The sequence below is a fragment of the Bacillus sp. FJAT-27225 genome (genome assembly GCF_001685025.1).
In the GTDB taxonomy this organism is placed as follows: Bacteria; Bacillota; Bacilli; order Bacillales; family Cytobacillaceae; genus Bacillus_D.
This window is the reverse complement of sequence record NZ_MAYU01000021.1, coordinates 438536-451268: the sequence shown is the minus strand read 5'-3', so window position 1 is coordinate 451268 and position 12733 is coordinate 438536. Positions and strand designations below refer to the sequence as shown.

Below are 12733 nucleotides of genomic sequence, written 5' to 3'. Positions count from 1 at the left end.
ATTGAAACGTAAATGTTGTTTTTTCGTAGTTTTAATAGAGGTGACGAATGATTATGATATTTCCTTCAAAAAAAGACAAATGGATGGGGTTTGGGATTTGGTGGGTACTTGTTCTTGTTGGCTGGCTTTTTTTTGAGTCATTGTTCAATGAGTTTGATATTTTTGGGATGGTCATATCGGTTATCATGATTGTATTATCGTTGTCGCTTTGGTTTAATACCTTCTATGGGATTGGGGAGGAGACTTTAACTATCAAGTATGGGCCTTTTACTAAATTAATAAAAATAGAAGAAATTCGCTTTATTCGTTTTGCTCGAAACCCATTTACCGCTCCGGCTCTTTCAATAGAGCGAATTTAAATTAAATACAGTAATGATGGAACGGTATTCATTTCGCCAGTGGATGTGGATAGTTTCATTAATGAATTGAAAAGAAGAAATCTCAAAATAAAAATAAATGAATACTAAAACCATTCGGTATAAAGCATAATATTCCTTCTTCATTACTTTTAAAAATAAGAAAACCAGGCCTCATTCAAAAGCCTGGTTAATTTGTATTTAGGGAAGGGATTAATCCACTGTAAGAATGCGTTTCTCACCCTGGATCGCCTGGATAGGTTCGATATTCTGAGTAAACTCCAGTGTTCCGGTGTAGTTCCCGTCTTCATCACGGACAGCAAAATAACGGATATACACGTATTTGTCCTTTGCCTTGATCCAGAAGTCTTCGGTGTCTTTTTTCCCTGACTTGAAATCGTGAAGAATTTCTTCAACCACATGGACGCTTTTTGGCGGATGGCAATTTTGTACGGTCCTTCCGATGATCGCCTTTGTCCTTGGGAAAATTCTTTCCTTCCCAAAGGAGAAGTATCGGACGACATCATTCTCATCAATGAACGTCATGTCGATAGGAAGGTGGTTCAGCATAAGCTCAAGCTGCTTCAGTGAGAGAATGCCCGTTTCAAGTTTGATGAATCCCTCAGACATCGCATTTGCAGGAAGCTCATTCCGCTCAGGTTTCCACTTTGCTGGGTGCGTGATAAGGCAGTAGCCGATTTCGTCGCTTTCCAGCGCGATTTTCATCCATTCATCCTCAGTCAGTTTGTCAAGGCACATAGGGAAGAGGATGTTTTCTTCCCGGTAAATCATATGCAGTACTTGATCAATAACAAACTGGGCAGACTCCAGTACCGAACCTTTGTCTCCATTGTAAGTGGCCAGCTTTTGCCTCAGTTCCTTGATGCCTTCACGGATAAAATCATTGATTCGCCACATATTTGTGGAAGGTCCGTAAATTCCGTATTTCTCAAGATATGGGAAGATGAGATGTTCCTTTCTTACGTAGTGCTTGTCGACTTCGTATAGTAGGGTACAGTCCCCGAGTAAAAGAGTAATTGAGTCGGAACTATCGTCTTGAGCAAATTCCCTAGTATGGGGAGCGAACCTTGTTTCAATTAATCTCTCCAATGCACGGTTTTCAAGCTTGAACGTATGGATCGGATGGCCCGGTTCGTCTTCAGGGCGTTGCTTGTCGAGAATTTTTCCTTTCAGGATATCCATATGGTCATCTGAAAGACGCTGAATAGTTTCTCTCGTAAGGGCTTCCGATTCAACAAGCCTGCGCTGAAACTGGGAGAGATGCGAAACTTCCTCAACCGTCACCTTTCCGATTCTCCGGTCGAATTCCTCCTGAACGTCCGCCTTGCTCCGTCCCTTATACAGGCCAAGGAAAATCCCTTCCAATACAGCCAAACGGCTTTGACTAACATAACTTCCTTCTATATTCACTTCTCGATTATTAATAAGCTCACTCATAGCCATACTCCTTCACCGCAATTTAGATAAATACGCTGACAAGTTGATTGAGAACAATTATCAAAACCTCACACCCATACCATACCAAACCACTAACGAATTAGTTGTGATGTGCGTCACAATAGGGGTCAGACCCCTAAAAAAGACATTACCCTCGATTTTCCAAGGATTTTCCGCGTTTTTCCCTGGTTTGTCCGTGTGAGGTAGACAGTGGTGGGGTGTTTTGTTTAGTAGGGATTATTTGAAGGTAGTGAGGGAATATATGTCGTGTATTTTTTGAAAGGGGTTGTTTTGATTGGAGAATAATTTGTATGAACGGTTGGGTGGCCATGAGGGTATAGGGAAGGTTGTAGATTATTTTTATAATGAGTTAGTCCTGAAGGACGACACGGTTAATCAGTTTTTTGGGAACACGGATATGGAGAAGCAGCGAAGCCATCAAACGAAGTTCATAAGTTATGCTGTGGGTGGGCCAAATCAATATTCGGGACAGGCGATGGAAAAGGCCCATGAAGGGATGAATCTTCAGCCTGTCCATTTTGATACAATCACAAAGCATCTGCATAAAGCATTGGCTAATTTTGGCGTCAGCGAAGCGGATATTTATGAAGCGTTAACACGAGTAGAGTCACTTCGTGAGGATATTATTTATAAATAAAAAATTGCAATAATAGTATCACGTGCACGAGGCTAACTTGAAAAGCCTCGTTTTTTTATTTCCTTTTAAGAGAGAGGATAAGGGTTTTTACAACTTAAGTAAGTTTATTAAAGTTATAATAGGGTATAGCAATGTTTGTGTTGGAAAATCCTTCTAATTAAAACTGCGAAGGTGGAACATCCTCACAAAAAATATAGGGGGAAAGTAATAATTATGAAAATGAGTAAAGGGGTACTTGCACTATTTTTTTCAATTGTGTTAATAGCTGGATGCCAGTCTAGCGGTGACAGCGCTGCAGACACGTCCAAGCAAAAAGGAAAAGGCGAAGATTTTGTAATTGAAAAACCGGCATCCGCAATTGGTGAAGCCAAACTGCCAACCACAAGTCCAGAGGAATACATACAGCAAGATAAGGGAGATCTGTACCAGAAATACATAGAAGGCAAGGAATTTTCCGAAGACAAGGCAGCTTATGAGCAAGCAACGAAAGAGGCAATCGATGCTTATATTAATGAAGTAAGTAAAAAGAAAACGAAAAAATGGGATGAAATTAAATGGGCCGAATCGATTACTTCGGCTCTCCGGGCAAGCTACAAGGATGTAGCGGAGGAAATTGAGAACTATGAGGTTGTTTATGAAGAACTTCGCCTTCCAGATGGCCGCCTGCTCCAGGATATCAGCATGGATGAAGTTACCCAGGAATCGAATAAGAAGGTAAATGTTGTCCTGGTCATTGACTCCAGTGGGAGCATGAAGGCGCAGGTCGGCGGCGAGGCCAAGATGGCGCTTGCCAAGAAGAGCATCGAGGACTTGGCAAAAGAGCTTCCTGAAAACGTAAAGGTTTCCTTGATTGCATTTGGGCATGAAGGAACAGGAAGCGATGAGGATAAGCAAAAATCATGCAGCGCTGTTGAAACAATGTATCCGCTAAAACCATATGAAGCGGGTGAATTTGCGGCTTCTTTAAAAAATTTCAATGCAATGGGCTGGACTCCGTTAGCCTCGAGCATTGCACTTGCTAATGAACAGCTGGCCAAGGAAAAGGACGAAAACACTGAGAACTTCATTTATGTTGTGAGTGACGGAATCGAAACGTGTGACGGAGATCCAGTAGCTGCAGCCAAGAAAGCTGTTGAAGATAATACAAATGTAAAAATCAATATAATTGGCTTTGATGTTGATTCTGAGGCAGATAAACAGCTTAAGCTGGTTGCCGAAGCTGGGGGCGGAGAATATTCTTCGGTTAAAACAAAGCAGCAGCTTGCTGAAATCAAGGATGTCTGGAAGGAAGCAGTCAGCATCAATACGTGGAGATGGTGGGCAATCCATCGCTTTGCCGATAATGTCTGGACAACACTTGACCATCAAAACGCAGTAAACGCTTTGAAGTCGAAATACTTTACACTCTTCAAAAATGAAGATGAAAGGATTCGAGCAGCGAGGGAGCGGCTTGAAGAAGAAGGCCTAATTGATCCTATGCTGCAGAACACGATCACTCAGGTATTGAATGACAGAAATGATAAGATTCAAACCTTTATGGGCGATCTGAGCACGAAAAAGAAGGACGAAATTACAGCCGTATCCGACGAGTTGTCTGATAAGCTTGATGCCATAGAAAAGCAAGTTGGATTATAGGTTTAATAATAACTAGAAACATAGTGGCGATTTCGCTTCTCATAGCAAAAATTCACATTAATAACTATTAAATAAAACTCCTTAAAGTCCTCGTACCAATACGGGCTTTTGAGGGGTTTTATTTTTGCTTAAAAGTCAGTACTACGTTTAGAATTTTTCCCAACAATAACACATGGAGAACAATTGATTTACTTAGTAAGAGATTGGCCGAATTAAAAAATACTGTTTAATACAGGACGATTTTTACAAAAATTATCCCAATATTCAAATTTAAAAAACTGAATATGAGAAAAATGTAAAATAAGGTAATATTTGAATATAAGAGTAATATTTTGTATTTTTTGAAAAGTAGGGAGGCATGATAAAAAGCAACTTAATCTTTAGTAACCAATAAGATCACTGGATTAATTCAAAAATTAAGGGACAACGATTGCGTTGTTTTCCAATCAGGGGGAATTTAGGGGATGAGATATTTTAAGAAGGGTTTATCCTTACTATTAACCTTTCTCTTAGTGCTCACTAGCATACCTGGTGAGAGTTTTGCAGAAACAATAAGTAGTGGATTATCAGAACAAAACAGCATAGAGGAAGAAATAAAAGAGGCTCCTTTCTCAACAGAAGAACAGGCTAATATGGGCCGAGTCGGTGAGTTAGAAGAATTAAGAACTGAGGATACGAAGGTCTTTAATAATGGAGACGGAACTTTTAGAAAACAAATATACTTTGAGCCAGTTCACAAAAAAGTAAAAGGTAAATGGACAGAGCTCTCCTCAAATTTAAAAGATAGTGGAAATCAGGATTTAGTAGAAACAGAAAATTCATTTATTCATTCCAGTTTCAAAAAGAAAATGGCAGGTGGTGAATACGCCACTTTCCAAATAAACAACCATACCCTCCATTATTCTTTGCTTGAAGCCACGGGTGAAAATAAACCAGTCAATGCAATAGATAGGCCAGCTACATATAAGCAAAAAGAAAATAAAATCCTTTATAAAAATGTCTTTCCAAAAATCGACTTACGAAACCTTACATTTGATCAAAACGTCAAGGAGGATTTAGTCCTTAACTCCTATGAAGGGTATCATATCTTTAAGTTTTTCCTTAAAACAGATTTAACCGCAGCGATTCAAGAGGACAATTCAATCGACTTTTTAGATGAAGAAGGTAAAAAGGTTTTCACTATTCCTAAACCTGCGATGGCTGACTCAAACTATGATGACCGCTCTGGTGAGGTAGCAACTTCAGAAAATATATCCTTTCATTTGGTAAAACAAGTGGACGGATATGAGTTAACTGTAAATGCAGATCCCCAATGGCTGAAGGATCCCAAAAGAGTTTATCCTGTGTATATTGACCCTTCAACAACCATCAATACCTCAACAGATGCATTTGTTACGTCTGCATACCCTACTACCAATTATGGTGCAACTACAAGTAAGTGGGATTCAGGCCAGGGACAATATACGCTTAGGACTGGCTACTATGACTCTGCAACAGGGACAAATTATGGTTTTCTTACCCAAAGCCTGTCCTCTTTGGCGAATATGAATGTAACATCTGCAAAATTCAATGTGTATGTAACACACTCTTACTATATCTCAACAGCAAATGGTCTATGGTTGGATGCAGTAAATGGAGGCTGGTCTGCAAGCACACTTAATTGGAATAATAAGCCTGGTTCGACCAATATAGCGTCAGTTAATGTATATAGGGATCAATGGGCTCAATTTAATGTAACAGACACAGTGAAAGCCTGGGTGAATGGCACAAAGGCAAACTACGGATTTAAGCTGCATACCAATGGTAACGGGCAAACACATTGGAAAAAGGTCGTTTCATCTGCAAATTCTACGCTAAAGCCATACCTTTCCGTCGATTATACAATTCCGGCACCCCAAACCCCAACGGGTAAGGTTTATAGCAATGGAAATGGTACTGGTTATGTCAACTTATCCTGGAACGCTGTTAAAGGGGCAAAGGGTTACAAAGTATGGTTATTCAACGGAAAATCATATGAGTCTTTTAATGTTGGGAATGTAACATCCTGGTCCACGAATGGCCAGAAGATTTGGCCTACTGCAACAGAGGTTAGTGCTGGCAAATTTGATTTGCATCAAGATAAACTCGGGGCAGAATTGCCATTGGATCCATCACCAGTCTATAGGAACTCTGGAGGATCCTACACTACCAACAAAAATTATTGGTTCAGAGTAAGCGCTGTTTTTTCCCAAGGAGAAAGTGCGACATCTGGTGCTTTTATGCCGACAATCCCGAATCTGGCAAAACCTCAGGTTCCAAAGGGGAAGAGTTATTCAAACGGGAACGGAACAGGTTATGTAGACTTTAACTGGAGTCCTGTAAGCGGAGCTACAGGTTATAAAATTTGGATATTTAACGGTAGTTACTATGAATCGAGGGATGTTGGAAATGTTACATCCTGGACGACTAAAGGGAAAAAATACTGGCCTACCCCTACAGAAACCAACATGGGCAGATACCAGCTTCATCTTGGTGACAGTTTAGGTGCGGAATTGCCTGTTGACCCATCTGAGGTATATGCTAACGCCGGTACAAGATACGCTACTACAACGAATTATTATATTCGGATAAGTGCGTATAATGGCCAAGGGGAAACGATAAATTCTGATGCATACATGCCACGGGTGCCAAACCTTGATGTCCCGCCCGCACCAAGAGGCCGTGCATACAGCAACCAATTGGGGAGTAATTCCGGATACGTTATGCTCGACTGGGACAAAATCCCGAATGCGACTGGTTATAAAGTCTGGATTTTTAACGGATCTGCCTATGAAGCCTTTGACGTAGGTGACACCGATACGTGGACAACACAAAATAAGGGAATTTGGCCCACACCCACTGAGATTGTAAACAGTAAATTGGCAAATGGTGAATCACTCCACCTTCATACTAACGATAAATACGGGGTGGAGCTGCCGCTTGATCCTTCTCCAATGTACGGAAAAATGGGAACGCGGTATGCATCGGATAAAAAATACTGGTTCAGGTTGAGTGCCTACAATGCTCTGGGTGAAACGGTTTACTCTGGGAACTATTTTAATATTCCACTCCCCGAATCTGTTGAATATCTGGGGAAAGAAGAATATTGGTCGATTATTGAAGTTCCATATGGAGACGTGAACGCTTCAACAGGAAATCTCATTTTGAGCGAAGACGATATTTCCATATCCGGACGTGGACCCGCGCTATCTATTGAACGAACGTATAACAGCCTTTCCACGAGTGTTGGCTTATTTGGAAAAGGGTGGCATAGCAATGTGGAAATGAGTATGACCGGCGCAGGCAATGAGGTGAAGTTTATTGATGAAGACGGTACTTTGCATATTTTTACAAAGCTGGCGGATGAAACATACAAAGCTCCGACCGGGGTTTATCTAGAACTTGAGGAAACAACGAGTGAATTCATTTTAACAAATAAAGATCAGTTGAAAATTTATTTTAACAAGGCAGACAGTAAAATAACAAAAATTGTTGATGGCAATGGTAATACGGTTAAATACCTCTATACCAACGGTAAATTAACCGCCATTCAACAACTTGGCCATGATGGTTCAGTTGCTCGTGAAGTGAAAATCGCCTATACTGCATCGGGAAAAATTGCTTCCTTGACCGATCCTCTAAGTAGGGTCACTTCATTTGAATATCAAAATGACCTGCTCACAAAGGTTACAGCTCCTGGTGATGAGATTACCCAGTATCAATATAACCAGGAATATGAACTTGTAAAGGTGTATGAACCTACCCATACCGTTGAGAAGCCGGTTTTAAATGAGTTTATTTACACTAACGGTAGAGTCAGCGAGGTTGTCAATGCCGAGAATAAACACTATCTGCTCATGTATGATCAGGTAAACAGAAAACTATTGCTTACTCAGCCAAACAACAGAAAAGTTGAATACACCTTTAATGAGGCAGGAAACCCTGTTCGCGTTATTGAAGATGTTGGCGGATTAAATATTACAACCAGTTATGTTTATGAAGGGAACAATGTTAAAGAAACCCGCGACCCAAATGACCAAAATGCGGCCGCTCCTACCGAATCGTTCACGTATGATGCGAATGGAAATGTAGTCACTGCACAGGACAGCTATGGAACAGAAACATACCAATATAACAGCAATAATGATGTTACTTCCATGGTAGATACTGAGGGAGACGAGACAACAATTGCTTATGACGGGTTGAATCCTGTTTCTGAAACGGATCAAAGTGGCAAGGTTTCTTCTGTAGCTAAATACGATAAATTTGGAAATACAATTGAATCAAGCGATTCGCTCGGAGCAGCAACGAACCTTCTGCAAAATAACAGTTTTGAATCGGGAATAGGTTCTTGGACGGCTTTGACAAAGCTTAATTCAGGATCCCTGGCAGGGGATACAAATACTGCAAATGGCTTAAATGGGACAAAGACACTCAAACTAAATGTTGCTTCAGCTTCTGTTTCAACGGAGCATGGATATATAGCTGCAATTCAGGAGTTAGCTGCCCAGCCAAACACCACCTATACATTGAGTGGGAAAATCAAAACAAATCTATCTAAAGCAAATGCCTTCTTTAACATTCAAATACTGGATAGCCAGGGAACACACCTTGCCTGGACTGACAACCGCTATAGTCAATTGAGTGGTGTTAGGTCATGGACTGATCGGCAATTAACATTCAAGACTCCGGCTTCAGCAGCTAAAATCAGAGTGTACCTTCAGGTGGACCATAGAGACTCTGCTGCAAGAGGTGAGGCCTGGTTCGATGCAATTCAATTGGAGAAGGCTGAAGTGTCTTCCGCATATAACCCGCTGATTAACAGCAGTTTTGAGAACATCCTGTCAAATTGGACAGGTACAGGCGGTACGGTGGATACACTTGGATTCGATGGAAGCAAATCTTTAAAGATGGCGAGGACATCTAGTACTCAAGCTGCCTCTATTTACAAGCAGACAGTAAATGTTGGTCAGACAGCATCCGACAGTCCAGTGAATTTTACACTTACAGGCCTTTCGAAAGCACTTGATGTAAAAGCTGCAGGCAGCGTAAATAAGAAAGATTATTCGATTACTGCAAAAGCATATTACACTGATGGTATGACTCAGGACTTTTCTGCTGATTATCCGAATGGGACGCAGGAGTGGAATCGTTCGGCTGTTAAAATCCCGGCTTCCAAACCGGTCAGCAAAATTGAAGTATCATTAATTTTCCAGAGCAACTACACCGGAACAGTATGGTTTGATGGGATTCGCCTGATGAAGGGCAGTGTCATTACCAAGAACACATATGATAGCGGTGGAAACTATGTAACAGAAACAGAAGATGAACTGGGACACAAAACATCAAAAAGTTACGACTTGGCCGGAAATGTAAAAGTAGAAACAGATGAAAAAGGTGCGAAAAAGTCATATTCCTATGATTTGAATGACCGTCTTAAACAGCTTTTACTACCCACTGGAACTGCCGTAAATTATGTTTACGACAAGAATGGAAATATGACATCAAAGTCAATCGCGACAGCATCCGGCGCATCCCAGAATTTTAGTTATCAATATGATGCTACTGGAAAGCTGATAAAGACAATTGGTCCACTGAATGATGTGACAACAAATGAATACGATGCTAATGGCAATAAAATAAAAACAGTAATGCCAAAAGGAAATAGCGTCGAAAATACGTATGATGGAACAGAACGGGTTAAAGGTACGGGATACAATGGCGAGCAGTATTATACTTTTGGCTATGACAAGAATGGAAACGAGCTCTCTGTCCACTATGTAAAAGAAGGCAGAACTAAGACACGTACCTTTGATTCTTCCAATCGGGTTCGTTCCTTGACTGACCGGGGTGGCAGCCAGCAATGGGCCTATCCAACAACATCGGATAAACTTAGCAGTTTCAGTTTTACCCATGGAACTTTTAGCCATACAAATACGTTTGAGTATAATCAGCTTGACCAAAATACATTCGTTAAGGATGGGGCTTACATTTACCGTTTTGATTACGATGATATTGGAAATATAAGAACCTTTACGACCGGGAATGGTGCTGGAGCAACTTATAACTATGATGACCGGGGCCATGTAGAAAATATCGTTGTAGGAACAGCCGATGGTACGCAAATTACAAACGAAAAGTATAAATATGATGCTAGCGGAAACCGCACACATATCGAGTACTCAGATGGATTAATGATTTCGTATGAATACGATAATCTGGACCAACTGATAAAGGAAACCTTAAAAGATGGCACTGTCAAAGAATATTTCTACGATGGTTTTGGAAACCGGATAAAGGTTAAAACAACGAGAGGTACTGTAACGACAACCACCTCTTCCACTTACAACAATGCCAATCAGCTGGAGTCCTTTGGCGGAGAAGCAATCTCTTATGATGCCAACGGAAATCGCCTGACGGATGGAAAATACAAATATGAGTGGAATGCAGCTGAACAAATGGAATCTGTTACAAGAATTGGGGAAAGCACGCCTTTCGTAACGTACCGCTACGACGAGGATGGAAAGCGCATCCAGAAAACGGTCAATGGAGTTGTGACAAATTACCATTATGATGGGGATAGTCTGAATATTCTTTACGAGACCGACAGCCAGAATAATGTCGTAAGGTCATATACTTACGCCGAGGGCGGGCAGCTGCTTTCTTTAAATAAAGGCGGACAGAAGTTCTTCTACCATTACAATGCCCATGGTGATGTTATTGCTATAACAGATAGCAATGGAAAAAGGGTTGCTGCTTATGAGTATGATGCATGGGGCAATGTGCTGAGGGCAGAAGAAACAGATCAAGTGAAGGATAACCCATTCCGTTATGCCGGATATCAATATGACCATGAAACTGGTTTGTATTACCTAATTGCCAGATACTATAACCCTGTTCAGGGCGTGTTCCTATCTTCGGATCCTGATCCTGGTGACGATGATGATATTTTGACTCAAAACGGGTATACGTACGCCAATAACAACCCAGTGAGGTTTGTCGATCCAGACGGACATTGGGTGTGGATGGCAGTAGGCGCATTAGTTGGTGGGGTAAGTTCATATAAGGCTGCGAAGAAGAAAGGTCTATCTGGTTGGAAGTTATGGGGTTCTGTTGCTGGAGGTGCAGCGTTTGGAGCTGTTGGAGGCGTAGGACTCGGTGCATTTAGAGCTGCAAAAGTAGCCAGAGGAGTATATAATTCTACCAAGGGTGCAGCACGATTTAAAGGGACAGCAGCACATAATGCATGGACAAAATCAATGAAAAGAGTAGTACCTGGTGGTAAATATAATAAAAGCCTAAGAGGAACAAAAAAGCGGCCAGATGCTCAATTTTTGCGGGGAAGGGTAGTGTTGGAATTATCAACCCGAAAACAATTTAAAACTTCCAGTAAAATTAGACAAATCAATAATTATAAAAAAGCCGGGGCCAAGGTAGTTATCAAGGTTAGATACTAGGTATAGCATAGAGAAGGAGAAATTGAATTATTCAATTTCTCCTTCATTTTCCGAAAAAGAGTGGAAGGTCATACATATCTTATGTCGAAACTGTAGTATTGTAGATTTAATTAAAATGTACTAAAAATTTTTCGCTTATATAGGGAGGAAAAGTAATTGGAAGAGAAACTTGATATCTCTATTCTCGAGAACCTTTCTGAAGAAACAATGAAAAATATCGATATTAAAAATGACCAGGTAATACATACATTAATGAAATGCTTTGAACGATCAAATATGGATACAAAGAAAATAATTATAGAGATACTGGGGCGAAGGGGCGACCAACTGTCGATTTCATATTTAAAACAAATAATAGAAAAAGAAAGTGAAAATTATATTATTAAAGCTCTTTCAGAAGGAGAGCTGGATAGACTTCAAAGAAAAGAAGAAGTACTAAACCGGAAGATAAGAAAGTTGGAAAATCAATTATTAAAGAGTAAAAAATTGAATACAAACAATATAAACGATGCTTTATCGGATATTGCGATGATAGGTGCAATCGGCAACGCATCTACACTAAATAAATTAATGAAGCTTACAAAAAATATTCAAAGCCTTAAGGAGCAAGTTGAAATTTCAGAGCTGCATATTTTAAGAGGAACGGAGGCAATTTTAAAAGAATATAGGTCTCAAGACTCTAAATTTAAAAAGGAGGCTCTCTTAGAGGCCATTTACTGTGCTTATGAAACAAATGATAGAGAAAAAATTGTTCCGATTATACTTGAAGATCTTTTTAGTTCCGACTATATTCCTTTATTTAATTCGTTGTTAAGGCTTAGTGATAAAGATTTTCCGAAAGAAAAAATTAACCAAGATAGTAAAAATAGATTATTTAGTATTTTGGAAGGTAATTATAAAGCTGACTTAAAAGATTATGCCGCAAAGGCGCTTGGTAATTTGCTGACCGCAGAAGATGCCATTTATATTAAACGATTGGAGTCTATGATTAAAAAATTGAATTCACGTAATAAAGTAATATCACTATTGGATTTTAACGGAAATCATTTAAAGGAAATCTTGGAAGCTTCTCTAAAAAAAATAACAACTAGACTCAAAAAGGTGAAATGATTGGAAAATTCTTAAAAAAAGGGATGTCAAAATTAGAATAA

At 40.0% G+C, this 12733-nt stretch carries 5 protein-coding genes and 1 pseudogene; 5 read left to right on the top strand and 1 reads right to left on the bottom strand.

Annotated features, from left to right (window positions below; genetic code table 11):
- Positions 1–47 precede the first annotated feature (47 nt).
- Positions 48–467: pseudogene (locus A8F94_RS26390) on the top strand (PH domain-containing protein).
- Between the two features lie 102 nt (positions 468–569).
- Here the strand turns inward: A8F94_RS26390 and A8F94_RS14215 are convergent.
- Positions 570–1814, bottom strand: coding sequence for a DUF438 domain-containing protein (locus A8F94_RS14215; protein ID WP_066201693.1), 1245 nt, complete (start codon positions 1812–1814; stop codon positions 570–572).
- Positions 1815–2109: 295 nt separating this feature from the next.
- Here A8F94_RS14215 and A8F94_RS14210 point away from each other — a divergent pair, with 295 nt between their 5' ends.
- From A8F94_RS14210 to A8F94_RS14195, 4 genes are all read left to right on the top strand, one after another.
- The gene (locus A8F94_RS14210; RefSeq protein WP_066201690.1) at positions 2110–2472 is read left to right on the top strand and encodes a group I truncated hemoglobin; all 363 of its coding nucleotides are present in this window, start codon (positions 2110–2112) and stop codon (positions 2470–2472) included.
- Positions 2473–2685: 213 nt separating this feature from the next.
- Positions 2686–4107, top strand: coding sequence for a vWA domain-containing protein (locus A8F94_RS14205; protein ID WP_066201686.1), 1422 nt, complete (start codon positions 2686–2688; stop codon positions 4105–4107).
- Positions 4108–4571: 464 nt separating this feature from the next.
- Complete coding sequence (locus A8F94_RS14200) at positions 4572–11582, top strand: DNRLRE domain-containing protein (RefSeq protein ID WP_066201684.1); 7011 nt, start codon at positions 4572–4574, stop codon at positions 11580–11582.
- Between the two features lie 156 nt (positions 11583–11738).
- The gene (locus A8F94_RS14195; RefSeq protein WP_066201680.1) at positions 11739–12692 is read left to right on the top strand and encodes a hypothetical protein; all 954 of its coding nucleotides are present in this window, start codon (positions 11739–11741) and stop codon (positions 12690–12692) included.
- Positions 12693–12733 lie beyond the last annotated feature (41 nt).